Annotated in this window: 19 protein-coding genes and 2 tRNA genes; 3 read left to right on the top strand and 18 right to left on the bottom strand. The window is 68.2% G+C overall.

Annotated features, from left to right (window positions below):
* Positions 1–15 precede the first annotated feature (15 nt).
* The 9 genes from SBI20_RS07035 to SBI20_RS06995 all read right to left on the bottom strand — a co-directional run bounded on the left by SBI20_RS07035 (position 16) and on the right by SBI20_RS06995 (position 10131).
* Positions 16–1479 carry an AMP nucleosidase gene (locus SBI20_RS07035; RefSeq protein ID WP_317974386.1) on the bottom strand — a complete coding sequence of 488 codons (1464 nt, stop codon included), beginning with the start codon at positions 1477–1479 and terminating at the stop codon, positions 16–18.
* A 115-nt stretch (positions 1480–1594) separates the two neighbouring features.
* Positions 1595–2191 (bottom strand): 50S ribosomal protein L9, encoded by a 597-nt coding sequence (gene rplI / locus SBI20_RS07030; RefSeq protein ID WP_317974385.1) that lies wholly within the window; start codon positions 2189–2191, stop codon positions 1595–1597.
* A 12-nt stretch (positions 2192–2203) separates the two neighbouring features.
* A complete protein-coding gene (gene rpsR, locus SBI20_RS07025) occupies positions 2204–2428 on the bottom strand; it encodes a 30S ribosomal protein S18 (RefSeq protein ID WP_011445073.1) in 225 nt (74 codons plus the stop codon).
* A gap of 3 nt (positions 2429–2431) precedes the next feature.
* Positions 2432–2794 (bottom strand): 30S ribosomal protein S6, encoded by a 363-nt coding sequence (rpsF, locus tag SBI20_RS07020; protein WP_317974384.1) that lies wholly within the window; start codon positions 2792–2794, stop codon positions 2432–2434.
* Positions 2795–2906: 112 nt separating this feature from the next.
* Positions 2907–4082 carry an acyltransferase family protein gene (locus tag SBI20_RS07015; protein ID WP_317974383.1) on the bottom strand — a complete coding sequence of 392 codons (1176 nt, stop codon included), beginning with the start codon at positions 4080–4082 and terminating at the stop codon, positions 2907–2909.
* A gap of 179 nt (positions 4083–4261) precedes the next feature.
* Positions 4262–6106, bottom strand: coding sequence for a glucans biosynthesis glucosyltransferase MdoH (gene mdoH / locus SBI20_RS07010; RefSeq protein WP_317976059.1), 1845 nt, complete (start codon positions 6104–6106; stop codon positions 4262–4264).
* Between the two features lie 26 nt (positions 6107–6132).
* The gene (locus tag SBI20_RS07005) at positions 6133–7698 is read right to left on the bottom strand and encodes a glucan biosynthesis protein (protein WP_317974382.1); all 1566 of its coding nucleotides are present in this window, start codon (positions 7696–7698) and stop codon (positions 6133–6135) included.
* 23 nt (positions 7699–7721) lie between these two features.
* Positions 7722–8993, bottom strand: a complete 1272-nt coding sequence (locus SBI20_RS07000; RefSeq protein WP_317974381.1) for an efflux RND transporter periplasmic adaptor subunit — start codon at positions 8991–8993, stop codon at positions 7722–7724.
* A complete protein-coding gene (locus SBI20_RS06995) occupies positions 8986–10131 on the bottom strand; it encodes a hypothetical protein (protein ID WP_317974380.1) in 1146 nt (381 codons plus the stop codon). Before SBI20_RS06995 ends, SBI20_RS07000 begins: the two co-directional genes overlap by 8 nt.
* A 353-nt stretch (positions 10132–10484) precedes the next feature.
* Here SBI20_RS06995 and SBI20_RS06990 point away from each other — a divergent pair, with 353 nt between their 5' ends.
* Positions 10485–12380, top strand: coding sequence for an ABC-F family ATP-binding cassette domain-containing protein (locus tag SBI20_RS06990; protein WP_317974379.1), 1896 nt, complete (start codon positions 10485–10487; stop codon positions 12378–12380).
* A 90-nt stretch (positions 12381–12470) separates the two neighbouring features.
* Here SBI20_RS06990 and SBI20_RS06985 read toward each other — a convergent pair whose 3' ends face one another.
* From SBI20_RS06985 to SBI20_RS06970, 4 genes are all read right to left on the bottom strand, one after another.
* Positions 12471–13979, bottom strand: a complete 1509-nt coding sequence (locus SBI20_RS06985; protein ID WP_317974378.1) for a hypothetical protein — start codon at positions 13977–13979, stop codon at positions 12471–12473.
* Between the two features lie 64 nt (positions 13980–14043).
* On the bottom strand, positions 14044–14700 hold the full coding sequence (locus SBI20_RS06980) for an acyltransferase (protein WP_317974377.1): 657 nt from the start codon (positions 14698–14700) through the stop codon (positions 14044–14046).
* A gap of 73 nt (positions 14701–14773) precedes the next feature.
* Complete coding sequence (locus SBI20_RS06975; protein WP_317974376.1) at positions 14774–16420, bottom strand: glycosyltransferase; 1647 nt, start codon at positions 16418–16420, stop codon at positions 14774–14776.
* On the bottom strand, positions 16413–18653 hold the full coding sequence (locus SBI20_RS06970; RefSeq protein WP_317974375.1) for a GumC family protein: 2241 nt from the start codon (positions 18651–18653) through the stop codon (positions 16413–16415). Before SBI20_RS06970 ends, SBI20_RS06975 begins: the two co-directional genes overlap by 8 nt.
* Before the next feature lie 473 nt (positions 18654–19126).
* Here SBI20_RS06970 and SBI20_RS06965 point away from each other — a divergent pair, with 473 nt between their 5' ends.
* The gene (locus SBI20_RS06965) at positions 19127–19816 is read left to right on the top strand and encodes a polysaccharide biosynthesis/export family protein (RefSeq protein WP_317974374.1); all 690 of its coding nucleotides are present in this window, start codon (positions 19127–19129) and stop codon (positions 19814–19816) included.
* Between the two features lie 294 nt (positions 19817–20110).
* On the opposite strand, the gene SBI20_RS06960 is transcribed toward SBI20_RS06965, so the two are convergent.
* The 3 genes from SBI20_RS06960 to SBI20_RS06950 form a co-directional block, all read right to left on the bottom strand.
* Positions 20111–20185 (bottom strand) — tRNA-Asn (locus tag SBI20_RS06960).
* A 55-nt stretch (positions 20186–20240) separates the two neighbouring features.
* A tRNA-Asn gene (locus tag SBI20_RS06955) sits at positions 20241–20315 on the bottom strand.
* A gap of 131 nt (positions 20316–20446) precedes the next feature.
* A complete protein-coding gene (locus tag SBI20_RS06950; RefSeq protein WP_317974373.1) occupies positions 20447–21256 on the bottom strand; it encodes an NAD kinase in 810 nt (269 codons plus the stop codon).
* Positions 21257–21420: 164 nt separating this feature from the next.
* Between SBI20_RS06950 and SBI20_RS06945 the strand changes: the two genes are divergently transcribed.
* Positions 21421–22785 (top strand): GGDEF domain-containing phosphodiesterase, encoded by a 1365-nt coding sequence (locus tag SBI20_RS06945; RefSeq protein ID WP_317974372.1) that lies wholly within the window; start codon positions 21421–21423, stop codon positions 22783–22785.
* Positions 22786–22805: 20 nt separating this feature from the next.
* Here SBI20_RS06945 and mfd read toward each other — a convergent pair whose 3' ends face one another.
* Complete coding sequence (gene mfd, locus SBI20_RS06940; protein WP_317974371.1) at positions 22806–26309, bottom strand: transcription-repair coupling factor; 3504 nt, start codon at positions 26307–26309, stop codon at positions 22806–22808.
* Positions 26310–26452: 143 nt separating this feature from the next.
* On the bottom strand, positions 26453–26752 hold the full coding sequence (locus tag SBI20_RS06935; RefSeq protein ID WP_317974370.1) for an FAD assembly factor SdhE: 300 nt from the start codon (positions 26750–26752) through the stop codon (positions 26453–26455).
* Between the last annotated feature and the right edge of the window lie 33 nt (positions 26753–26785).

Below are 26785 nucleotides of genomic sequence, written 5' to 3'. Positions count from 1 at the left end.
TGCGGGGGCAGGCTCTTAACGGAACGGTGGTTCGTTGAACGCGCGCAGCTTGCGGCTGTGCAGGCGGCTGCCTTCGGCGCGCAGCAGGGCGCAGGCGGTCGTGCCGATTTCGAGGTGGGCGGCGATGGCTTCCTCGTAGAAGCGGTTGGCCTGCCCCGGCAGCTTGATCTCGCCATGGAGCGGCTTGTCCGAGACGCACAGCAAGGTGCCATAGGGCACGCGGAAGCGATAGCCCTGCGCGGCGATGGTCGCGCTTTCCATGTCGATGCCGACTGCGCGGCTCAGGCTCAGGCGGCGGGCCGAATGGGTATAGCGCAGTTCCCAGTTGCGGTCGTCGGTCGTCACGATGGTGCCGGTGCGCATGCGGGTCTTGAGGTCCGCGCCGCCACTGCCGCTGACGACTTCAGCCGCGCGGGCCAGTGCCACCTGCACTTCGGCGATGGCCGGAACCGGGATTTCCGGGGGCAGCACGTCGTCGAGCACGTGGTCGTCGCGCAAATAGGCATGGGCGAGCACATAGTCGCCGATCTTCTGCGTCGGGCGCAGGCCCCCGCAGTGGCCGATCATCAGCCAGGCTTCGGGGCGCAGGACGGCCAGATGGTCGCAGATGGTCTTGGCGTTCGACGGGCCGACCCCGATATTGACCAGCGTGATCCCCGAGCGGTCGGGCCGGATCAGGTGGTAGGCGGGCATCTGGTGGCGGCGCCATGCGGTGTCGGACAGGCGATCACGCGCGCTGTCGGTCGCGGTGTCGAGGGTGAGACCACCTGCGCCCGTCAGCGCGACGAAATCGTCCTGGCCCAACTGGCGCCCGGCCCAGTCGACAAATTCGTCGACATAGCGGTGGTAGTTGGTGAACAGTATGTAGCGCTGGAAATCGGCCGGATTGGTGCCGGTATAGTGGGCCAGCCGGGCAAGGCTGAAATCGGTGCGCAGCCCGTCGAACAGGGCAAGCGGGGCCGGGCCGTTGAGCCAGTCGAGACCCGGATCGATGGCATCGGCGATCTCGTCGCCGATATGGGCCAGATCGGTCGTCGGGAAATGCTTGGCCAGTTCGTTGGGCGAGATCGTGCCAAAGCCGAGCGAGCTGTCGACGACATAGGGAAACGGAATTTCCTGCGCCGAAGTGCCCACTTCGAGGGTCACTTCGTAATCGGCGCCCAGCAGGCCGAGCTGTTCGACCAGATAGGCGCCGAACAGGGCCGGGCGGGTGATCGTGGTCGCATAAGTGCCCGGACGGGTCAGGCGGCCAAAGGCGCGGCCTGCCGCCGTGCCATGGCTGACGCCGCTGAAATGCAGGCGCAGTTCGGGATAGCAATAGGCGCCCTGCGCGCGCGCTTGCGCATCGGGAAGGATGCCCTCGGCGATGTAGCGGGCGATGTCGGCCCTCAATCGCGCGCAGGCCGCGTCGTATCGCGCGGTCAGTTCGGCCAGAATGGGTGCGGGATCGGTGGCGGTGAACGGTTCGCTTGCTGTCATGCCCAAGATGTAGCGCACCATCGGGGCGTGGCAAGATGCCGTCTGTGCAACCGAAAAAGGGCGCCCCTTGCGGAGCGCCCTTTCGCGATTCGATGCCGTGGCAGCGAAAAAGGGATCAGGCTTCGGCCTGGCCTTCTTCGAGCAGCTCGGTCGGGATTTCGCCCGGTTCAGCATTGGGATCGTAGGCTTCGGTGAAGCCGCCCGAGGTCTCGCCGTCGAACATGGCGTCGATCACGTCGACACCCTTCGACTGGAGTTCGGCTTCGTCGGTCGAACGGGCGACGTTGACCTTGACGGTGACCGAAACTTCGGGGTGCAGCGAGACGCGAACGTCGAACACGCCGATGGTCTTGATCGGGCGTTCGAGCACGATCATGGCCTTGGTCACCTTGGCGCCGGCTTCGACCAGCGCGTCGACGATGTCGCGCACCGAGACCGAGCCGTAGAGGTGGCCAGCGTTGGACGACGCGCGGATCAGCACGACTTCCTTGCCTTCGACCGAGCCGGCTTCGCCCAGAGCTTCTTCACGGCGAGCCGCGTTTTCAGCTTCGATGCGAGCGCGGTTGGCTTCGAAGACCTTGCGGTTGGCTTCGTTGGCGCGCAGGGCCTTCTTGTTGGGAAGAAGGAAGTTGCGGGCGTAGCCGTCCTTCACGGTGACTTCGTCACCGATGTGGCCGAGCTTTTCGATGCGCTCAAGCAGGATGATCTGCATGGTCTCTGCTCCTTACTTGACGATGTAGGGCAGGAGGCCGATGTGCCGGGCGCGCTTGATCGCCTGGCTCAGCTCACGCTGCTTCTTGGCCGAAACGGCGGTGATGCGCGACGGGACGATCTTGCCACGTTCGGACATGAAACCCTGGAGGAGGCGCACGTCCTTGTAGTCGATCTTCGGAGCGTTCTTGCCCGAGAACGGGCAGCTCTTGCGGCGGCGGAAAAACGGACGAGCCATGACTTATTCCCCTTCGCGTTCGCGACGGCGGCTGCGCTCGCGGTCGTTCTTGCGCATCATCACCGACGGGCCGGCTTCGTGTTCTTCCACGCGCACGGTCATGTAGCGGATGACGTCTTCGTTGATCGCCGTCTGGCGTTCCAGCTCGGCCACGACGCCGGCGGGGGCGTCGATGTTGAGCATCACGAAGTGGGCCTTGCGGTTCTTCTGAATCTTGTAGGCCAGCGAACGCAGACCCCAGGTTTCGGTCTTGGTGACCTTGCCCTGGTTGGATTCCACGATTTCGGTGGCGGCAGCGGCGAGCGCATCGACCTGAGCCTGGCTCAGATCCTGGCGCGCCAGAAAGACATGCTCGTACATCGGCATGCTTTGCGTCCTTTATCTCGTCTAACCGATCGCTGGCTTGTCCGCGGGATTGCGGGGCCCCTCCGGCTTTCTTCCTTTCCCATGTGCGATTCGCGACACGGAAGGGCCGCCCTTAGCCGTTTTTGGGGGGATTGCAAGCGTTCCGGGCCTCTGGACGCGCGCGTTTGGGCGGAGGCGCTGCGCCAAACAGCGTGGCCAGAACCGGCACGCGGCGCACGATCAGGAAGCACACCACCGCCCCTGCCAGCACCACCGCGCACATGCCCGCCCAGACCAGCAGTGGCATCGGCAGGTCGGTCCACCCCAGCCGCGCCATGACCAGAACCAGCACCATCGCCACCATCAGGTGGAACAGATAGATTGCCATGGCCCCGTCGACGAGGAACGAGACGATGCGGTTGGGCCGGTCGAAGGCATGGGCGAGCAGGCGGAACACCAGCAGGCTCATCGCATAGGCCAGTGCCCCCGCGATGGCCCCGTCGACCACGCGCAGGAGTGGCGAAGGGTTCTCTTCGAGCCCGAAGTGCGGGCGGACCAGCGGATCGAGCGCGAAGTGGCCGAGCAGGAGCGGGATCGTCACGAGCCAGGGCCAGGCCTTGCGATAATTGAACAGCGTATCGCCCAGCCTGAGCCGCCAAGCCAGCGTGCCCAGCGCAAAGGCGGGCAGGTATTGCAGGTAGCGCAGCAGCAGTTGCTGCTCGAACACCGCCTCGCTGTCCTGAAGATCGCATACGATCCCCAGCGCGATCACCCCGCCGCCCCACAGCGCCAGCGCCAGCAAGGCCAGCGGCCATGTGCTGGGATCGAGCCCGAGCAGGGGCCGCCAAAGCCGGTCGGAAAGGCGCGAGACACGCGGGCGCAGGACATAGGTGAACACATAGCCGAGCAGCACGATCAGGAACCACAAGTGCTCGAAGGCCACCGGCACCCCGCGATAGCCGTTTTCCCAGGCCGGGGAGAGCGCGACCTTGAGGCGGTACTGGACGAGGCCGAGCGTGAAGACACTGGCCAGCAGGGGCAGGGCAACGCGGCGCAGGCGATCGGCCAGCCAGTCGTGCCGCCCGCGTCGCTGGCTGGCCATGCCCGCGAAATAGCCCGCCAGCATGAAGAACGCCGACATGCGGAACGCATGGATGAACGAAAGCCCGATCCCCACCGCCGGATCGGCGACGAAACCGGGAAACCCCGGCGAAAGGATCATCGTGGCGGTCGTCGCGACGTGGAAGGGAATGCCCAGCAACAACAGCACGGCACGCGCCGCGTCGAGATGGTGAAGGCGGGTCGTCATCGCGCCGGCCCTATCGCGCCCGAACGCGTGCGTCCATGGTCTTGCGCGGCCGGATGCGCTTCGTCATCTCCTGATCCTGGAGCGGCTTGTGATCCGGCTGCATCGGATCAACCGCCCCAGGGTTTTGTTTTGCCGCGTTTTCCCGGATGCCGGGTCATTCCACCCGGCCTGAAACCGCTCTAGGCTGTAGCGGCAATGGCCGGGTTTTCCTCAGGCTCGGGCACTTCGGCGCGGCCCACGCGCATCGTGCGGGCGGGAACCCTGAACAGGCCGATGCGGTTTGCCGCATCGCCCAGATCCTCGCGCGAGGTCAGGCTGATCAGCCAGGGCGCGCCAAACAGGCCCAGTGTGAGCGGGAGGAGCCAGAGGGCGGTCGTCGTGTCGAGGAAGGCGGTGGCGGCAAAGGCCAGCCCCAGCAGCAGGTGGTCGCGCAACTTGGGCAGGATCGCGCGGACCGGAATGGCCTGTGCCTCGCGGTTCTGGGTGTTCCATTGCGAGGGGATGCCCAGCAGCAGACCGAGCAGCGCCTTGATCTGGAGAACCATCGAGACCGGGGCGAACAGGGTCGAGAGCACGAGTTCGACGAAGACCGAGCGTGCCGCGCGCAGGGGCCCGCCAAAGGAGGCGCAGCGTTCGCGGTCGGCCAGAATCCAGATCAGTCCCATCGCCTTGGGCCCGAACAGGAGCAGCACGGTGAGCGCCAGCACGCCCGAGGGCACGGCGACCAGCGAAGTGCGGCTGGCTTCGGCGCCCACTTGCGCGATCGTGGTGATCAGCAGCAGGAGCCAGCCCGGCGAGGTCAGGTAGGCGCAGGCGCCGATCAGCAGGTGCAGCCGGCTGGTGGCCGACAGGCCCGAGGTGCCCAGCAGGCGCAAGTGCTGGAGATTGCCCTGCATCCAGCGGCGGTCGCGCAGGGCGTGATCGACGATGGTAGGCGGATATTCCTCGTAGCTGCCGCCGATCATGACCATGTGGACGGCCCAGCCGCGGCGGCGCAGCAGGGCCGATTCGAACATGTCGTGGCTCAGGATATGGCCGCCGAACGGGGGCTTGCCGGGCAGGTCGGGCAGACCGCAACTTTCGGCGAAGGCGCGCGTGCGCACGATGGCGTTGTGGCCCCAGAAATTGGCTTCCGCGCCCGACCACCACAAGAGGCCCGCCGAGCTGATCGGGCCATAGGCCTCGCTGGCGAACTGCATCCAGCGCTGGAACAGCGTGCGCGCGTTGGTGATCATCGGCACGGTCTGGAGCAGGCCGATCGAGGGGCGCGCTTCCATGATCGAGGCCAGACCCACGATGGCCCGTCCGGTCATCACGCTGTCGGCGTCGAGCACCAGCATGTTTTCATAGGCCCCGCCAAAGCGGCGGACCCATTCGGCGACATTGCCGGGCTTGCGCGCGATGTTCTTCTCGCGCCGCCGGTAATAGATGGCGATGGGGGCGCGGGCGGCCAGTTCGGCCCAGGCGGCCAGCTCGTCCTTGCCATGGGCGGGGTTGGAATCGCTGAGCACGAAGAAGTCGATGAAGCGCGCGCCGCCTTCGCGGGCAATCGCATAGGCCATCGCCTCGACCCGCGCGAAGGTGGCGCCCACGTCCTCGTTGTAGACCGGCATCAGCACGGCGGTGCGTTTGGTCAGGCTGGCGGCGGGCGAGGGGACCGGCACGAAGCCGGGATGGGCGCCGCTCATCAGTTGCAGGAAGCCGATGGTCGAACTGACGAAGCCGAACGCGACCCAGCTGAACAGCGGCACGAAGAACAGCAGCAGCACCACGTCGAACACGTCGAGCCCGTCGCGCGAGAAGGCTTCGCGCACCGCGCTCGATGCGGCCAGTGCCAGAACGGCGGTCAGCGTGATGAGCAGCAGCCGTTTGACCATCAACCCGTGCGGGCGGGTGAGCACCTCGCGCCGGGCGGGCGGATTGCCGAACAGGTTCTGCACCGGCATGTCGAGCGGGGATTCGGCCGGAAGCTGGGCCGGATGCGAGGATGAACTGGGCCCGTCGAACGGACCGGCCTCGGGCATGGGGGGAAGGGGCGCTGCCGGATCGCTCATGGCTTGACCGATATGATCACGGTTTCGCTCAGGGCGCTACCCCCGCGCTGGAGGAAGACCCGGAAATCGCGCTGTTCGAGGCCTTGCGTCTTCACGTCGATGGTCACGCGCCACTGGTTCCGCCGTCCGGCGATGGGGCCATAGGCGCGGGTCAGCACGGCCTTGGCGGGCAGGTCGAACTGCGGGGCAAGGCCGCTGTTGCGGTCGAGCCCTGCCAGCACGTCGCCCTCGAAATCGAAGACATAGCGCGTCGCGCCGGGGATCGCGTCGGCGCCGGGAACCCCGCCCGGACCCGAAAAGTGCTGGACACAGCGCGCGTTGGCGTTCGCGGACGGGTCTTTCGAGGTCCAGGTCAGGCGATAGGCCAGATCGCGGCGCTCGCCCGCGCGGGCCGGACGGTCGCTGAGCCAGAAGGCGGCGGTGTTGTCGACCGTTTCGGAGATCGTCGGGAACGCATAGAGCGCCACCGCGCCCGGTCCCCAGTCCCCCTGCGGCTCGACCCAGAGCGAGGGGCGGCGGTCGTAGAAGTTGAGGTCGTCCTGATAGTGATCGAAGACCTGATCGCGCTGGAGCAGGCCGAACGCCTTGAGCGAATCGGCGCGGAAGGTGTTGGTGCGCGGTTCCGAAGGGTTTTCCAGCGGGCGCCAGATGCGCTCGCCACTGGCCATGAGGATGGCCAGACCATCCGAATCATGGACTTCCGGGCGCCAGTCGTGGCGGTCGATGCTGGTGCCTTCGTCGAAGCAGAACATGCTGGTCATCGGCGCGAGGCCGAGGCGCTTGATGTCCTTGCGCAGGAACAGGCTCACCTTGATGTCCTGCACCACGCCGGCCTCGACCTGCCGGGTATCGAAGGCATAGGCGCCGGTCAGCGAGGGGCCTTCGAGCAGGGCATGGATGATCACATGCTGCCGCCCCGGCTCGCCGCCCAGATCCTCGATCCAGAATTCGGTGAACTCGGGAAATTCCTCGGTGCCCGGAACCAGCCCGGTATCGACGGCGACACCGCGCGCGGACAGGCCATACTGGTCGCGCTCGCCCGCCGTGCGGAAATAGGACGCGCCCAGAAACGCCAGCCAGTCGGCGTGGTTGTCGCCGTACATCACGCGGAAGCCCGCCGGTTCGACCGGGGTGCTGCCGCCGAACAGGCCCTTGATATCGATCAGCGTGCGCGCCTTGCCCTGTGCGACGACGTTGATCCCCACGGCAAAGGGCGCGGTTTCGCGGCGGGTGGGGAACAGGCGGACATGGCCGGGCAGGCTCTGCGCCGGGCCATAGGTCAGCCGGGCCTGATCATCGAACGTGGGGGAGGCATGGGGCGAGACGGGCCGGGCGACGAAAGCATGGCGGGCCGAGGCCTGCGCGCGGGCGACCAGACGGTCCCACGAAAAGGGCCGGGCCGGGCCCAGATTGCCCGAAGAGGCCGGATCGGCGGCAGCCTTGGCGAAAGGACGGGACGGCATGGCGGCCAGCCCTGCCAGCGCAAGGGCCATCGAGCCCACTGCACGGCGCGAGAAGCCCGCTGCCGCAGCGGCGGCGGGGCGATCGGTCTTGTCGGTCATCGGTCTGTAACGCAGCCTCCGGCTTATGGTTTCCCGGACTTCGCGTCCGGCCCCGTGGCGCCCTGCAAGGACGCGGTGGGCGCCCGGCGCCCGGTGATCACCTGAACGCCCGGTTCCAGCCCATTGGCGAGGATTTCGGTGCGGCGCCCGTCGCTGACGCCGGTTGACACGGCGACCTGACGCGGATCGTCCTTGCCCGCCAGAACATAGATCGTGCCCGTGCGCGGGGCGACGCCATCGGGGGTGAAGCCCAGCGCGGCATTGGGAACCAGCAGGACGCCCTCGCGCGCGGGAAGTTCGATTTCGACCGTGGCGGCAACGCCGGGGCGGACCTTGAGCGCTTCCTCGCCGCCGCTTTCGCCGCTTTGCGCGGCGTCTGGCGCGGGCGGATCGAGTGCGAAGACCGCGAGGCGGTCCTGCCCCTGGGTGTCGGCGCGGGCCTCGATCCGCACCAGCCGGGCGCTGCGCACATGATCGGGGGTGTCGGCCAGCAGCACGCGGGCCTTGGCCGAGGGGGCGAGGCGCTGGGCTTCGTCGGCGCGCAGCGGCACGCTCACCACCAGCCGGTCGAGCCCGGTGGCCAGCGTCAGCAGCGGGGTGCCGGGGCGCACGATCTGGCCGGGCGCCACCGCGCGGGCGACGACCAGCCCGTCGAACGGCGCGCGCACGATGGCCGCATCGAGCCGGGCGCGAGCCTGCTTTTCCTGTTCCTGCGCGAGGGCGAGGCCCGCCTTCGCGCTGTCGAGCCCGGCGACCGCGCGCATCATTTCCGCGCGCGCGCCGTCCATTTCGTTGGCCGAAGGCACCCGCCCCTGCGAGCGGCGCCAGACATTCTCATAGCGGTCGAGCCGGGCGCGGGCATTGTCGAGCTGGGCCTGCGCGGCGACCAGCGCGGCCTGTGCCGCCGCGCGCGAGGCGCCGGCCCCGGCCAGCGCGGCCTGAAACGGCGCGCCGTCGAGCACGACGATCGGCTGCCCGGCGCGCACGACACCATCGCCGGGGCCCAGCAGCGAGCGGACGGTGCCGTCCTCGCTGGCGCGCAGCACGATCTCGTCCTCGGCATGGATCATGCCGGGCGCGCTCATCATCGGGGTCAGGTCGCCCCGTTCGAGCGGCACGCTGTAATACGGAAGATCGGGGCCGTTGACGAAACGCAGCAGCAGCCACAGCGCCGCCCCGGCGGCCAGCAGCAGCGCCACGAGCGAGGCCCAGTGCGCCACGCGCCGTCGCGGGCGGGCGCCCAGAAATGCGTCGAGATCGCCTTCGGTTTCCGTCACATGGTTTATGTCAGTCACAGGACTTCACCGCTTCTGCCGGAACCGGCGCAGGGGTCAGGTCGGCGGTCAGATCGGCGGGGCTCCAGCCCAGCCCTTGCGCGGTCCACAGCCGGACATGGGCCAGCGCCAGCGCGTGGCGGGCACGGGCATCGGCCTCGCGCGCGGCGAGCGCGGAGGCTTCGGCGACATAGAGCGTGGCAAAAGTCTCGCTGCCCGCCCGATAGCCCAGACGCGCATCGCGCACGGTGCGCTGGGCTTGATCGAGCGTGCGGGCGCTGCCATCAGACAGGGCACGGGCGGCGTCGAGCGCCTTGGCGGCGCTGTCGATCGTCTCGGCGCTGGCGGCGCTGGCACTGGCGAGCGCGGCGCGGGCCTGCTGCGCGGTGGTCTTGTGGCGCAGCACGGCAAGGCTCAGGCTCTGGCGCTGGGCCATCAGGGCGGCGCGGCGCGGCGCAGTCTGGGCCAATGTCTGGGCTAGCGGGGCGAAAGCCGGGATGGCATCGGTGTGCTGCTCTTTTGCATCGGACGCGGGAACGAGCGCGGCGATCACCGCGTCCTGCGCAAGGCCGGTTTCCCCGGCCAGATGAACGACCGCAGCCGCGAAGGCCGTTTCGGCCGAGGCCAGCGCCTTGTCGTCGAGATCGACCATGACCCCGCCCAGCGCGCCGTCGATGGCCGAGACAAGGCCTGCCTCGCGGCGGAACCGGGCGATTTCGGCATTGTCGCGCCACGGGGCGATGGCCTCGCGCCGGGCGGTCAGCCGGGCCTGCGCCAGCCGGGCATCGAGATAGGCCTGCGCCATCGCCGCCGCCCGGCGATTGACCAGCGCGGCATGGGCATAGGCCTGGGCCGAGGCGCCTGCGGGCACGCGCAAGGGGCGGAACAGGTGGATTATTTCGCTGCCCGGATGGCGTCGACGCGCTGCCGCTTCGGCCTTGGCCAGCCTGTGGGCATCGCAGGCCAGCGCCTGATCGTGGGCCAGCCCCTCGTCGAGCAGCTTTTCGAGCACGGGATCGCCCGCCAGACGCCACCACGGGGCGGCATCGGCCTGCTTTCCTTCGGTGGGCGCCCCTTCGATGCCTCCTCCTTCAATGGGAGAGAGGCCAAGCTCGACCGGACGGACGCCGGGGGCCGCACATGCCGCACACGCGAGCATCAGCGGGAGAGCCAGCAGGGCGGATGGCCGCTGGCTCAGAGGCACCCTGACGGCAGCCGGGGCGCAACGGTCTAGAAGAAAAGCGCGAAGCACGAGGATGCGATTAGCAAAATATCACCATCTGGCAATCGAATGGCAGGAATGACCTGCGCAACAAGGCGCAACCGGGCGCGCGCGCAGGGCGGTTCAGCAGTTCGGAACCGATGGAACCATCGATGGTTCCCGCAGTGCAGCAATCGATTCGCGCCGGGTGGGCGGATGGGGCAGCGCATGAGTGGGCGCACGGGACAGGGCCTCCCGGTCTGTTTCTCCCCGCCTGTTCAAGCCCGCGCGCCCCTGCTAGGCGCACATCCATGTTGACGATTTCGGGTATCACCGTGCGCCTTGGTGGCCGCACCATCATCGACCGTGCCTCGGCTACCGTGCCCACCGGTGCGCGCGTGGGTCTGATCGGGCGCAATGGCGCGGGCAAGTCCACCCTGATGAAAGTGTTGATCGGGCAGATCGAGCCCGATGAAGGCAGCATCGACATGCCGCGCCGCGCGCGCCTCGGCTATATCGCGCAGGAAGCCCCCGCCGGAACCGCCACCCCGTTCGAAACGGTGCTGGCCGCCGATACCGAACGCGCGAGCCTGCTGGTCGAGGCCGACACCTGCACCGACCCCGACCGCCTCGCCGACGTGCACGAGCGCCTGATCGCCATCGACGCCTATACCGCGCCCGCCCGCGCGGCGCGCATCCTGATCGGTCTTGGCTTCGACGAAGCCATGCAGGCCCAGCCGCTCGACAGCTTCTCGGGCGGGTGGAAGATGCGCGTGGCGCTCGCCGCGCTGCTGTTTTCCCAGCCCGACGTGCTGCTGCTAGACGAACCCTCGAACCACCTCGACCTCGAAGCCACGCTCTGGCTCGAAACCTTCCTGCGCAGCTATCCCGGCACGCTGATCGTCATCAGCCACGAGCGCGACCTGCTCAACAACGTGGTGGACAATATCCTCCACCTTCAGGGAGGCAAGGTCACGCTCTATCCCGGCGGTTACGACAGCTTCGAGCGCCAGCGCGCCGAACGTGCTGCGCAGGCCGCCGCCGCGCAGGCCGCGCAGGCCGCCCAGCGCGCCAAGCTGCAAGACTACGTCCGCCGCAACAGCGCCCGCGCCTCGACCGCCAAGCAGGCCCAGTCGCGCGCGAAAATGTTGGCCAAGATGCAACCCGTCGTGGCCATGCTCGAAGATCCCAGCCTCCAGTTCGACTTTCCCAGCCCCGCCGAACTGCGCCCGCCGCTGATCACGATGGACATGGCCGCGGTCGGCTATGCGCCGGGCCAGCCGATCCTCAAGCGCCTGAACCTGCGGATCGACCCGGACGACCGCATCGCCCTGCTGGGCCGCAACGGCAACGGCAAGACCACGCTGGCACGCCTTCTGGCGGGCCAGCTGGAGGCGATGGAAGGCTCGATCACCACGGCGGGCAAGCTCGCCATCGGCTATTTCACCCAGTATCAGGTCGAGGAACTGGCGGGCAGCGACACCCCGCTGCTGCACATGACCCGCGCGATGGTCGGCAAGACCCCGGCGGCGGTGCGCGCGCAACTGGGCCGTTTCGGCTTTTCGGGCGACAAGGCCACGACCGAAGTCTCGCGCCTGTCGGGCGGGGAGCGCGCGCGGCTGGCCCTCGCGCTCGTCACGCGCGATGCGCCGCACCTGCTGATCCTCGACGAACCGACCAACCACCTCGATGTCGACGCGCGCGAGGCTCTGGTTCAGGCGCTCAACGCCTATCAGGGCGCGGTGATCCTGATCAGCCACGACCGCCACATGGTCGAACTGACCGCCGACCGCCTCGTCCTCGTCGATGGCGGCCTCGCCCAGCCTTATGACGGCAGCATGGAAGACTATATCGACTTCGTGCTGGGCCGGAACCAGCCCAAGGCCGATGCGTCAGCCAAGGGCGAGGGGGCCAAGGCGGGGGGCGGCAAGGCCGCGCCCGATCCGGTCTCCAAGGCGGCGACGCAGGCCGCATGGCAGGCCCGCCGCGAACTGGGCAAGCAGATCGCCAAGGCCGAAAAGGACATGGCCAAGCTGCAAGCCCGCATCGCCGAAGTCGACACGGCGCTGGCCGATCCGGCCAAGGCGCCCAAGCCGCTCGCGGGCATGAACCTTGGCGCGCTGGGCAAGCTGCGCAGCCAGTTGACCGAAGACCTCGAAACCCTCGAAGCCCAGTGGCTCGAATGGAGCGAGCAGGCCGCAAGCTGAAGGCAAGGCATTTAAGAACAAGGAATACAGCAGGGGCCATCGCCCCTGCACCCCATTACTTTGGCGGAGGCTTGTGCGGTTGGCGGGCCTTCATTCGGCAGGCTCGGCCGAGAATGTTGGCCCGTTCATCGCCGATTGCAGGGCCATCGCGGGTGAGAGGGTAAGCGGCGGCAGGCGGCGGATCGGGCCGCGCCAGGGGGCCATGTGGGGCACGATCGGGCGCAGGGCCAGCGCCGCGCCGGTCAGGATGGCAAAGTCCGTCCCCGGATCGCATGTCGGCGAGGACAGCGAGGAGATGATCACGTCGATCAGCGCCGCCCAGGCGCAGGCCGCGCCGGTGTTGAGCGCAGGATCGGACGTGGGGGCATAAGTCGAGAGGCGGGTGGGCTTGAACATGCTGATCATGTGGATCGTCATGGCCAGCGCGCCGACGATGCCCGTGCAGCCCAGGATCGCGGTGGCCAGGCTCGACGAGCGGAAGCTGCCCGGCCCGATGCCGATCCCGTGGGTGACGACGAAGGCATGCAGCCCCTGCCAGGCCCAGAAGCTGCGCTGCTCGCCCGAGACAGACTGGCCCTTGTCCACCGTCATGTGGCGGATCAGTTCGGTCGCATCGGTCACCAGCGCCGGCTTGGCGATCATGACCGCGCTGACCAGCACGGTCATGGCCAGCCCCGCACCCAAAATCATCAGCCCGCGATCGACCGGCAGGGCACCGGGGAAAAGCAGGCTGCGCAGCATCAGCAGCCCGGCATAGACGCCAAGCCCGACATAGGCTGTCGTGGCCGTGCTGCACAGCAGGGCGGCGGCCAGAACGAAGGCGGCTGGCCCGGTCCACAGGCTGTCGACACGGCGCAGCCAGCATTCGAACAGGAACACGCACCAGTTGATGCCGAACCAGGCAAAGCCCGAAGCCTCGGGCCAGAGCCCGGCCATGCGCACGAAACCGCGATAGGTGTGGTCGAGCTGGGCATAGGACCCGTTGCGGAACAGCGCCAGCACCGTGTCAATCGCGGTGCCCTTGCCCAGCACGCTCAGGAAGCCGATCACCCCGTGGGCGATCCCGACAATGGCCATCGTGCGCACGAAACGCCGCCGTCCGGTTTCCCGCAGGCAGACGACATGGGCGGTGATCGCCGTCAGCAGCGTGCCCAGCAGATAGACCGTGGTGGTGATGTTCTGCGCAGAGAAGACGAGCGGGCGGGTAGAATAGATATAGGCGCGCATCGAGACATAGCGGGCCTCGACCTTGCCGCGCATCGGCGTCACCTCGATCTGGCCAGCGAACAGGCGCGGGCCGATGAAGGCCAGCGCCGCGCCATAGAGAATGAAAATCGCCAGCCAGATATTGGCCCGCGCGGCATGGCCGACCGCCGTCCCGTTGCCAGACCCCGGCACCAGCAGCCGCAGGGCCATGAACACCAGCGCGAACTGCGCAGGCGGGATCGACGATCCGCCCAGCATCGGCAGCACGATGGCCGCCGATCCGCCGAACAGGGTCGACACCAGCAGGAGGGCGAACATGGATTCGATCGAACCGGCCAGAAACAGGCTGAGGCCGACGAGAACCTGAATGGCGCCGATGAAGGTCAGTTGCATCGAAGGCTTCCCTTGCAGAGCGGAAGGTCGAAAGGGGTGGAAGGGGGCAAAGGGCGGGGGTGTTTCAGCTGCGCACGAAGTCTGGCGAGCAGCGCACGGCCTTCACGAATGTGGCCGGGTTGCCGCGCCACACCTCACGCTCGGGAATGTCGGCGCAGACGACCGACCCGGCGGCCACGACGGCATGATCGCCGATGGTCACGCCCGGCAGCACGATGACCCCGCGCCCGAGCCAGACATTGCGGCCCAGCCGGATCGGGGCGACGCGCACCGGGTCGCCCTCGTGAACAGCATGGAAATTGCTGTCGCACAGCACGCAATCGGGGCCGATCCGGCATGACGGCCCGATCTCGATTGCGGCGTGGGCGATCAGCATGGTGCCGGTGTTGAGAAAGGCCCGGTCGGACAGGGTGACGTGCGCGCCCTGGGCCACCTCGATCCGCACAGGCGCCACGTCGCAGCGCATGTTGACCCGTGCCCCGATGGAGACCCGCCCCTTGCCGGTCACGCGCGGGCGCTTGCCATGGACGAAGAAGCGCGGGCCGGGGCTGGCGCCCTGCCAGCGCAGCGCGATCCGGGTGATCAGCGTGGTCAGGCGATGGCGCGGCTGAAGCGCGGCGAGCTTTCCGGCCAGCGATCCCGCTCCGGAAGCCGGGACCGGGTCAGCCGGAACCGGGGCAGGCGGGGCTGAAGGAGAGGGGGATGAGGCAAGCGAAGCCATGGACTGTTTCCTCGAAACAGGAGGGCACGGGCAGCGTGAATGCGTCAGGCTCCTGACGGGCCGCAGCGACAGGTCATCGCAGGGCGTTCAGGATGCCTTCGTCGAAATGGGCCGGGGCAAAGCGCCGGGCATCGGCCTGCGCCGCTTGCGGTGAGAACCCGGGAAGCCAGGCTTCCATGGCTTCCACCCCGGCGATCAGCGAGGCCACGGTCTGTTCGGCAAAGAACTGGCCCGAGACACCGGCGGTCACGCTGTCGAGCGCGCCGCCCCCGGCATAGGCCAGAACCGGGCGGCCCGAGGCCATGACCTCGACCGGGACGATCCCGAAATCCTCCTCCGCCGGAAAGACCAGCGCCCGGCACTGGGCATAGGCCCGGCGCAGCGCCTGAAAATCGAGCCGGGGCAGGATCGTGATGGTCGGCCCGGCGCGCCGCCGCATGGCCTGCGCCAAGGGGCCATCGCCGACCATGACGAGCGGCAGGCCCAGCGCATTGAACGCATCGATGGCCAGATCGGGCCGCTTGTAGGGGACCATCTGCCCCACCCACAGATAGGCCGGGCCGACCGCCTCCGCGCGCGAAAACAGGTCCACCTCGACCGGGGGATGAAGCACATGGGCATCGCGGCGCCAGGCCTTGGCGATCCGCCGCTGGACGAAGCGGGAATTGGCCAGGATGCGATCGACCCGCGCCGCCGAATGCATGTCCCACGCGCGCAGGCGATGGCACAGCAGCGGCATCAGCGCGCGCCCGAGTGGCCCCGTCGCCTCGCGATAGTCGTGGTAGTGGTCCCACAGATAGCGCATCGGCGAGTGGACATAGCTCAGGTGCAGGGCATCGGGCGCGGCGATCACGCCCTTGGCCGGGCCGCTTTCGCTGCTGATCACGAGGTCGTAGCCGCGCAAGTCGAGGTGTTCGAGCGCCATGGGCATGAGCGGCAGGTAGCTCTGGTAATGGCGGCGCGCGCCCGGCAGCTTCTGGATGAAGCTGGTCGTCACCTTGTGCGCGCGGATCGTGTCCGACATGGCCGAGGGATCGTAGACATGGGTGAAGATGTCGGCCTCGGGGAACAGGCGCAGCAGGCGTTCGAGCACGCGCTCCCCGCCGCGCATCGTCACCAGCCAGTAGTGGACGATGGCCACGCGGCGAAACCGGCGACGGGGATCGTCCTGCGCCCCGCCGGGACAGGGCGAAAGCGCGGTGGCAGGGGAAGGAGGAGGAAGGATCAGCCCGCCCTCATTATCCAGCCCCTGCCGCAGCGTGATCGGCGTGAGGGGCCGGTCACGCAAGCCCAGGCCATCGGCGGGCTGCATGGTGGCCCTGCGATCAGGTGTGGCGCCATCAGGGGTGAGGCCATCAGGGGCGGCCTCCTCCACCGGGTCCGGCAAGGCGGCCTCGGCCTGCGCCGCGAAAGGCAGGTCCCCCCCCACAAACTCCGCAGAGGATGGATCGTCGCCGGGCGGTTCGGAAGGGAGCAGTTCCAACTGGATCATGGCGGCCTGCTTTCCATCGGCTGGAGGCGGGAGGGGCTCCCCCGGAGCGGCCTGCATGATCGCGGCTTGCGCCATGATCGCCGCCCGGTGGCCCCAGACGATGCCGGTGCCTGTTCCTGTGCCCGCTTCGGCGTTGCCCCCGGAGCCCACGCCGACCGGAAACGCAGGCTCCGCCGGGGCAGGAAAGGCAGGCTCCGCCGGGGCAGGGGGCAGCCCCGGTTCAGACATAGTAGTGCTCGTAGCTGCGGTAGAACGCGGCATCGCCATAGTCGAAGCGCGGCTGCTTGCGCATGTCGACGCGGGTGAGCGCGACACCGGCCAGTTGCACGCGGTCGATGGGCAGCAGGCGCAGGGCCGAGCGCAGCGCGGCCTCGGGCGTCCGCCGCCAGCGCACCACGAAGACCGAGGCATCGGCCTTGCCCAGCAGCAGGCGGGCATCGGCGATGGGCAGGACCGGCGCGGTATCGATGATCACCGCGTCGAACCGCTCGCGCGCGGCGGCCAGCAGGCGGTCCATCTCGTCGCCGGTGACCAGTTCGGCCCGGTCGCTCGCGTCGGTCGAGATCGGCAGGATCGAGAGCCCCGTCGCCGGATCGACGACCATGGCTTCGTCGAGCGTGGCCGAGCCTTCGAGCACTTCGACCAGACCGGGGCGCCCTTCGTCGCCGCGCAGGAAGCGGCTGACCCCCTGGCGCCGCAAGTCGCCGTCGATCAGCAGGATGCGGTCGCCGGTCGAGGCCATCGAGCGGGCAAGGCAGATCGCGGTCGTCGTCTTGCCTTCTGCGGGCAGGGCCGAGGTGATCGCGATGATCCGCGCATCGGTGGTGTTCATCGCGATCGAGGCGCGCAGCGAGCGGAAGCTTTCGGCAAAGGCCGAGCGCGGGTCTTCGAGCAGGGCGCTGGCCGGGCTGTGGCTGGTCCCGCGCGACACCGACTGGAGCACCGGGATCGCGCCCAGATAGCGCACGCCCAGCCGCGCCTCGATGTCGTCGCCGGTGGTCAGGCCGGTGAAGGTCATTTCGGCGAGGAAGGCCGCGGCGATGCCCAGCCCGATCCCGAGCGCAAGGGCCAGGATGCCGTTGATCGCCACGTGCGGGCTGCTGGGCGCGGTGGGCACGTCGGCGCGGTGCAGCATGTCGGCATCGGGCTGCTCGGTGCCTTCGCGGGCGGTCAGTTCCTTGTAGCGGTTGAGGTAGCTCTCATAGAGCGCGTTCGAGGTCTCGGCGCGCTTTTCGAGGTCCTGAAGGCCGACCATCGCCGCGTTGTTCTGCGCCAGCGCCCCGCGCGAGGCATCGAGCGATCCGGCCAGCGAGGCCAGCCGCTGCGCCGAAACACGGGCCTTGGCTTCGAGGCTGGCGATCACGCGCTGGGTCTCGGCGGCGATCTGGCGGTTGAGGAAGTCGAGCTGGGCCTTGGCGCGCAGCACGTCCGGGTATTGCGGGCCATAGCGCGACGAGAGTGCCCCGAATTCGCCGGCGAGGCTGGCCTGCTGGGCGCGCATCTGGCCGATCACCGGCGAGAGCGAGGCTTCGCCCACGCCGCCATTGCCATTGCCCTGCATCTGCGCCCGCGCGGCCTGAAGGCGGGCGGTATCTTCGGCGGCCTGGGCGCGGGCCGAGGTCACTTCCTGGTTGTAGGACGAGATTTCCTGCTCGGTCAGCGTGCCCTGGGTCGTGCTGAGCAGATTGTGGGTGATGCGATAGCGCTGGGCCGCCGCGCTGTCGGCGAGGGCCTGCTGGCGCAGCTGTTCGAGCCGCGAGGCGATCACCGCGGTCGTGTCGCGCGCGCCCGAGCGCTTCTGTTCGAGCGCGCCGAGCGTGTACTGTTCGGCAAAGGCATTGGCGACGCGCGCGGCCTCGGCAGGGTCGCGGCTTTCGAAGGTGATGGCGATGCCATAGGTCGAGCCGATGCGCTGCGCGGTCACGTTTTTGCGCAGATAGGCAATCGCCGCGTCGCGGGCGCTTTCCTTGCTGGCTGCGGTCTTGCCCTGATCGCTGCCCTTTGCCTGCGCGAAGCGCGGGTCGCGCGCCAGCCCCAGCGCGTCGGCGACGGCGGCGGTGTTGGTTTCCGAGGTGACCACCGAGACTTGCGTGTCGACGAAGCTTTCGCTCGGGATCGCCGATTGCTCGACCTTGTCGTTGGTGCTGGTGGGCGCCACGGTCTGGAGCTTGCTGTTGAGCGTCACTTCGGCGCGGGCCGAATAGGTGCGCGGTTGCAGCGCGGTGATGATCATGCCCACGGCCAGAACCGCGCCGACCACGCCCAGGAAAACCCCGATGCGGCGGCGGAACATGGCGATGAGGCGCCTTACGTCGATGCGGTCGGTTGCCGCCGGCGAGCTGGCGCGCGGTTCGGCCACGCCAGCGGGCACGATGCCGGCTGGTGCGCGATAGAAGTCGATTGCGGTGTTCACCATTGCCCCCTTCGGCCAGATCGGGTTGCCCCGGATCGAGATGTGCATCGGGACGCTCCGGTGCGCCTGGCGCTCCACCCATGCCCGTTCCCGATATGACCCCAGCCTGTGGCCGTTCGCCCGCGCAAGGAAGGCCAAGCATATCCGCTGCGGAGCAATAGCAGGGCCCCGGCAGGCCGCGTTCCGGCGTGGTTTGGCGGCCTGTCATCCCGGTGTGCGGTGCAGCGGGGGACGGGGGCGGGCGGGGGGAGGGAAGGGGGGCGTCCATGGCGGGCAAGGCCTCCGCAAATACCCATAGGTCGCAGGAAAAATGCTTAGGGTTTGTTCGTGGGGGACTGCCCGGCACGGGGCGCGTGCCCTTGCCGCATGGCCGCCCTCAAGCGACTTGCGGCGGCGCGATGCCGGGGTTTCGGATCGCTCCGGAACGCCTCCAAGTCGGAGCTTTCATCCCGGCGCCCTTCCTTGTCTTCGTGGCGCGCGCGCATAGAACAACAGTGAAACGATCAAGTGGAGGGCGTATCGTGACTATTGCTCATGCGCTGTTTTTGGGGTGTTCGACCAAGACCTTTTCAGGGAATTCTTCCGGGCCGTCTTCCGCCAAGCTTCGCGGCGCGCCGGGCGCGCGCAGGCGGGGGGGCAGGAAGGGCGCAGGTCTGGCTCTCGCGCTGGGGCTGCTGGTGGCGCTGCCGGGGTGTGCGAGCCGCGATATGCGCCCGCTCACTTCGGCTGATCGCGCGGCGGGCATCGCGGGCTATCGCGTCGGCGCGGGCGACAAGCTGCGCATCACCGTCTTCAACGAGCCCACGCTGACCGGCGAATACAACGTCACGCCGACCGGGGCGGTGGCTTTTCCGCTGATCGGCGTGGTCCAGGCCGGAGCCCACACGACCGAGGAAGTGACGCGCGAGATCACCGGGCGCCTTGCGGGGGCTTATGTCAACGATCCGCGCGTGAGCGTCGAGGTGCTCAACTACCGCCCGTTCTACATTCTGGGCGAGGTCAACAAGCCGGGCGAATATCCCTATGCCTCGGGCATGACGGTCGATCAGGCGATCGCCAAGGCCGGTGGCTTTACCTATCGCGCCAACGAGAAGACGGCGTTCCTGCGCCGCCAGACCTCGACCGGCGAGCATCCCGTTTCGCTGCGCGGCATCAACCAGGTGGCGATCCTGCCGGGCGACACGATCCGCGTGGGGGAACGCTACTTCTGACCGGCGGGTACCCCTGCTTTTCGGTAATGGTGGCGTCTTTCCGTCGCGGGAGGCGGTGCGGACTTGTGGCCGGGCATGGCCGGGCAGCGGGTGGCCGGAAAACGGAATCGGCGCGCGGCTGGGGGCAGAGGGGCCGGGTAGGGGGAGGCGGGCAGGGGCCCCGATGCGTCCTTCTCCGGCCCGGAGGGGGCGTGCGTTTCCTGCGCCAGAGCGCGCGCGGGCTTGCCGGGAGGCGCGCGCAGGCCTTCGGGCCGGGCTGATGCCGGGGGCGAAGGGTCAGGTCTGAAAAGGGGGTGGCTCCCTGAGTAGGATTCGAACCTACGGCCGCTCGATTAACAGTCGAGAGCTCTACCGCTGAGCTATCAGGGAACAGTGCCGGACGGGCCGGCTATGCAATTCTGCCGGTGGTGTGCCGGAAGAAGAATGGCTCCCTGAGTAGGATTCGAACCTACGGCCGCTCGATTAACAGTCGAGAGCTCTACCGCTGAGCTATCAGGGAACAGATCCGGTTGCCCGGAACAGGTGGGGCGCTAATAGCAGGCATTTCGGGCTTGGCAAGCGCCTTGGTCGCAATTTTCCACAACTGGCCGCATGGATACCGGTTCTCCCTGAAGGCCGGGAGACAGGCTCTCAGGCGAGGAACTGTTCGTCGAAAATGCGTTCGTCGAGGCTGCGGCCCCGGTCGAACAGCAAGGTCAGCTGGTGGTCGCGCCACGCGCGGATGTGGACTTCGCTGACATCGCGGATTTCCTGCTGGTCGGCCACGACGAGGACCGGGCGCTTGACCGATTCGAGCGCGCGCACGACGATGTGGGCGGTATCGGGCAGGATCGCCCCGCGCCAGCGGCGGGGGCGGAACGGGCTGATCGGGGTGAGCGCGAGGATATTGCCCCCCAGCGGCAGGATCGGGCCATTGGCCGAGAGGTTGTAGGCGGTCGATCCGGCGGGCGTGGCCACGAGCACCCCGTCGCACGAGAGTTCGGGGATGCGGACTTTGCCGTTGACCGTCACTTCGAGCTTGGCGGTCTGGCGCGTCTCGCGCAGCAGCGAGACTTCGTTGATCGCATAATAGCTTTGCGTTTCACCTGCATTGGTGACTGCATCCATGCGCAGCGGGCTGATCGCCACCGGGCGGGCGCGCGACAGCCGTTCCTCAAGGCTGCGGCTGCTCTTCTGCTTGTTCATCAGGAAGCCCACCGTGCCAAGGTTCAGGCCATAGGCGGGCACCACCCGGTCGAGATCGAGCATCTGGTGGAGCACTTGCAGCATGAAGCCGTCGCCCCCCAGCACGATGACCGCGTCGGCTTCTTCGAGCGGCACCCAGTCGCGCGAGGCGGCGAGGGTCTGGGCGGCGTCCTGGGCCTTGGGGGTGGGAGAGGCCAACAGGGCGAGCTTCCCATAGGGGGCGCCCACTGTCGAACCGGAAGCGCTGATCGTCATTGTTGGTCCAATTTTCCTGTCAGGCCCGAGGGCGTGGCCTGTATCCGCGATGTGCGGTCTTGTGCGGGTGATATGGGGTGCCCCATTATGGCGCAATGCGAAAAAACCGGAGGTGCGGCGAGGGGCGACAGCAACCGGGGGGCTCTGCTAGGGGCGGGGTAACCATGACATCCGCGCCAGCCTCCGTTCCGTCCCCGGATTCTGTTCCTGCCCCTGTTCCTGGGTCGTCCGGTCAGGGCACCGATGGCCTGACCGGTCTGGTCGATGCGCGCGCAGCGCTGGCCTGGCTCGACCGTGCGGAGGGGCGGCGCGAGGCAGGGCCGGTGCATGCTATGCTCTTGGGCCTCAATCGATTGCAGGCGGTCAATCTGGCCTTTGGGCGGGGCGGGGGAGACCGCATTCTGGCCGAAGTGGCGCGGCGCATCGTGCAGGTGCTGGGCGAAGAGCTCGGCCCGCGCGGGCTCGTCGCGCGGGTTTCGGGCGGGGAGTTCCTGATCGCCAGCGACGCGCCGCTCAGCCGCGAGCGGTGGCAGGGGGTGGCGCAAGTGCTGGGGCGCGCGATTGCCCGGCCCCTGCGGCTGGACAGCCTCTCGCCAGAGGGTGGGGCCGTGGGTGAGGCCGTGCGCCTCTTGCCACGCATTGCGCTGTTGCGCGGCCAGCCGGGCGACAGCGGTTCGAGCCTGCTCGACCGGCTCGATCAGGCACTCGTGCAGTTGCAGCGCGGCGCGGCGCGGCGGCTGCTCTGGGCCGATGGCAGCCACCGCGCCCGCGCACGCAGCGCGGCCCTGCTCGAAGCCGACCTGATCGGCGCGCTCCATCGCGACGAGATCGCGATTCTCTACCAGCCGCAATTCCGCGTGCGCGACGGGGCCTTGGCCGGGGCCGAGGCGCTGGCCCGCTGGGAGCATCCGACCATCGGGCGAATCGGCGCGGCCACGCTGTTCACCGTGGCCGAGCGAGCCGACCAGATGGCCCCGCTCTCGCAGCACATTGCCGGGGCGGCCATGACCGGCGCGCAGGGCTGGCCCGAGGCATGGCGGCTTTCGCTCAATGTCACGCCCGAGGATTTTGCCCTGCCCGATTTCGCCGGGAATCTGCTGGGCCGCGCGCGCGACGCGGGCTTTGCGCCCGAGCGCCTGACCATCGAGATCACCGAACAGACCCTGATCGCCGATTTTGCGGCCTGTGCGCAGGCGCTGCGGCAACTGGCCGGGCAAGGCGTGCGCGTGGCGCTCGATGATTTCGGAACCGGCTTTTCCAACTTCCGCACGCTCAAGGCCCTGCCGCTCGACACGCTCAAGATCGACCGTTCACTCGTGCGCGATGTGGCCCACGATCGCCGCGACCGGGCGATTCTGGCCGCGATGGTGGCCATGGCCCGTGCCCTCTCGCTCAGCGTGGTGGCCGAAGGGGTGGAGACCGAAGGGCAACTGGCGGTCCTGGCCGACGAGGGGGTCGACCTGTTCCAGGGCTTTTTGCGCGCGGGGCCGCTGGCGGGCGCGGACATGGCCGCGCTCGCCAGAAGCTGAAGGCAGGTCTTTCGCGTGGCTCAGGCCGCCTTGCGCGCGGCGCGGCGGGCGATGGTCGAAAGGCCCTTGGTCAGCTGCACCAGCCCGTTGAGGCGGCCTTGCGGATCGCCCCAGGCGCGGTTGATCACCAGCTTGTTGTCGGGGCGCAGCTTGGCCGTGCCCTTGAGCCGCTCGACATAGGCGACCAGCCCCATCGGATCGGGGAAATCGTCGTTGTGGAACGAGACCAGCACACCCTTGGGGCCGACATCGATCTTGGCGATGCGTGCCTCGATGGCCTGACGCTTGACCTCGATGAGTTTAAGCAGGTTCTGCGTGGGGGCGGGCAGGGGGCCGAAGCGGTCGATCATCTCGGCGGCCAGCGCCTCGACCGCCTCGGGGCCTTCGGCATCGTTCATGCGGCGATAGAGCGCCATGCGCACGGCAAGGTCAGGCACATAGTCCTCGGGGATCATGATCGGCGCGTCGAGTGTGATCTGGGGGGACAGCGCCTCGCGCGTCCGCGCAAGGCCCAGTTCGCCCGCCTTGGCTGCCAGGATCGCCTCTTCGAGCATCGACTGGTACAGCTCGAAGCCCACTTCCTTGATATGGCCCGATTGTTCGTCGCCCAGAAGGTTGCCCGCGCCGCGCTGGTCGAGGTCGTGGCTGGCCAGTTGGAACCCCGCACCCAGCGAATCGAGATCGCCCAATACTTTCAGGCGCTTCTCGGCGATTTCGGAGAGGGCCTTGTCTTCCGGGTAGGTCAGGTAGGCATAGGCGCGCAGCTTGCCCCGGCCCACGCGGCCACGCAACTGGTAGAGCTGGGCGAGGCCAAAGCGGTCGGCGCGGTGGAGGACGATGGTGTTCGCGCTCGGGATGTCGATCCCGCTTTCGATAATCGTGGTCGAAAGCAGCACTTCGTATTGCTTGTCGTAGAAGGCGCTCATGCGGTCTTCCACTTCGGTCGGGTTCATCTGCCCGTGCGCGGTCACGAAGCGGACTTCGGGGACGTTGAGGCGCAGCCAGTCTTCCACTTCGGCCATGTCGGCGATGCGCGGCACGACGATGAAGCTCTGCCCACCGCGCTGGTGTTCGCGCATCAGCGCCTCGCGCATGGTCACGTCGTCCCACGGCATCACATACGTCCGCACGGCGAGGCGGTCGACCGGCGGGGTCTGGATCGTCGAGAGTTCGCGCAGGCCCGACATGGCCATCTGCAAGGTGCGCGGGATGGGCGTGGCGGTCAGCGTAAGGACGTGAACGTCGGCCTTGAGTTCCTTGAGCTTTTCCTTGTGGGTCACGCCAAAGCGCTGTTCCTCGTCGACGATGACGAGGCCCAGCCGCTTGAACTCGACCGACTTCGACAGCAGCGCATGGGTGCCGACCACGATGTCGAGCGTTCCGGCGGCGAGGCGCGCGCGCGTCTCGGTGGCCTCTCTGGCCGGGACGAGGCGCGACAGGCGCCCGATCTCGATGGGGAAGCCGGAAAACCGCTCGACGAAATTGCTGTAGTGCTGGCGCGCGAGCAGGGTGGTGGGGGCGATCACTGCCACCTGATGCCCGGCCATGGCCGCCACGAAGGCCGCGCGCAAGGCCACTTCGGTCTTGCCGAAGCCAACATCGCCGCAGACCAGACGGTCCATCGGCTTGCCCCCGGCCATGTCGGTCAGCACGTCGTCGATGGCGCGGTCCTGATCTTCGGTCTCGTCCCACGGGAAGCGGTCGACAAACGGGCCATAGCTGGCCGGATCGACCGGAAGGACATCGGCCTGACGCAGCGCGCGATGGGCGGCGGTGGCCATGAGCTGGCCCGCCATTTCGAGGATGCGCTCGCGCATGCGCGCCTTGCGCCGCTGCCAGCCTTCACCGCCTAGCTTGTCGAGCGCGACGCCGTCACTCTCGGCGCCATAGCGCGAGAGCACGTCGAGGTTTTCGACCGGGATATAGAGCTTGTCGCCCCCGGCATAGGTAAGCTGCACGCAGTCGTGCGGGCTCTTGCCCACGGTGGTCGCTTCGAGGCCTTCGTAGCGCCCGATGCCGTGGTCCATGTGGACGACGAGATCGCCCGGCGTGAGTGCGGAGAGTTCCGCAAGGAAGGCGTCGGCATCCTTGCGCTTCTTCTTCCGTCGGACGAGGCGGTCGCCCAGAATTTCCTGCTCGGTGACGAGTTCGAGCGCGGCATTGGCGAACCCGGCTTCGAGCGGCAGCACGACCGCGACCGGGCGGCCTGAGGCGGCCAGACCCAGCGCCTCCTGCCATGTCTCGGCAAGGGCAGGCGCCTGCTTGCCCGCTTCGGCCAGGAGCGAGGCGAGCCGCGCGCGCGAGCCGGTGGTATAGGCCGCGATGATCGGCTTGAGGCCGCGCGTGCCCAGCGCGGCCAGATGCTTGGCCGCCGCCTCGTAAATATTGACGCCTTGTGCGCGGTCGGGGGTGAAATCGCGTGCACTGGTGAAACCGAAATCGATTACAGAAGCCGATTCCGGTTCGGCAAACAGGGTCGTGCGGTGGACCGGCCAGCCTGCCAGCGCCCGGTCGAATTCGTCGCGCGTCAGGTAGAGCGCGTCTTCGGGCAGCGGGCGGTAATGTCCGGGCTGGCGGGCGGCGCTGTCGGTGCGGGCCTGTCGATAGTCGGCAATGTCGGCAAGGCGCGTTTCGGCGGCCTTGGCGGCGGCCGCGTCGATCACCACGAGGTCGCCGGGGGCGAGGTGGTCGAACAGGGTGACCATGCGCTCTTCGAGCAGGGGCAGCCAGTGCTCCATGCCCGCAAGGCGGCGCCCTTCGCTGACCGCCTGATAGAGTGGATCGCCCGTGGCATTGGCGCCGAACCGTTCGCGATAGCGGCTGCGGAAGCGCTTGATCGAGGCTTCGTCGAGCAGGGCCTCGCTGGCCGGGAGCAGCAGGTGGGTTTCGACCGGCTGGACCGAACGCTGGGTATTGGGATCGAACAGGCGCAGCGTTTCCAGCTCGTCGCCAAAGAAATCGAGGCGCAGCCCGTGGTCGAGCCCGGTCGGGTAAATGTCGAAGACCGATCCGCGCACCGCATATTCGCCGGCATCGACCACGGTATCGGTGCGCGAATAGCCCTGCCGCTGGAGCAGCGCGATCAGGCTCTCGCGCCCGATCTCGACGCCGGGCGAAAGCAGGCGGGTCGATTCGCGGATGCGGAACGGGGTGAGCGTGCGCTGGAGCACCGCGTTGATCGTGGTGACCAGCAGGTGCGGGGTGCCATCGCGCTTGTGCTGCAACTTTTGCAGGGCGGCCAGTCGCCGCGCACTGATCGAGAGCGCGGGTGAGGCGCGGTCGTAGGGCAGGCAGTCCCAGGCCGGAAAGTCGATCACGTCGAGTTCGGGCGCGAAGAACGCGGCGCTGTCCATGATGGCGCGCAAGGCGGTGTCGTCGGGCGCGATGAACACCGCGCGGCCCTGCTCCTTTGCCGCCGCTGCCGCCCGCGCCAGATCGGCCAGAACCAGCGGCTGCGCGCCTCTGGCCACGCTGGACAGCGTCAGCGGGGTGCGGGCGGACAGGATGCGGGCAAGATCGGGCATAGGAGGCTCTTCGGGGCGGGAGAGAGTACATTCGTCCTTCCCGCGCAGGCGGGAATCCAGCTTCGCGACATGTCAGGGACAGGCTGTGGCTTCAGGCCTTGCCGCTGGATTCCCGCCTGCGCGGGAAGGACGAAGGAGGGGGATCAGCGGGGGATTTCGACGTAATCGAGCTTGCGCATGCGCTCCATCCACGGGCCCTGATATTCGGGCGGAACCGACAGCGTGCCCAGCGCCCAGCCGAGGATGTCGACATCTTCCTCGTCCATCAGCTTTTCGAACCATGCCGCTTCGGCCTCGCCCCACTGGGGGTGGAAGGTGTCGAAGAAGCAGCCGATCATGTAATCGGCCTCGCGCGTGCCACGGTGCCAGGCGCGGAACTTCATCTTGCGCAGGCGGGCTTCATCGAGAGGAGCGGAAGCGGAGTCGGAAGGCGTTTGGGTCATGGTGGTTGCGGGTAAACCGGCTTGCCCCATGGC

The organism is Novosphingobium sp. IK01 (genome assembly GCF_033242265.1).
Classification (GTDB): domain Bacteria; phylum Pseudomonadota; class Alphaproteobacteria; order Sphingomonadales; family Sphingomonadaceae; genus Novosphingobium; species Novosphingobium pituita.
This window is presented reverse-complemented; position numbering and strand designations above follow the sequence as displayed.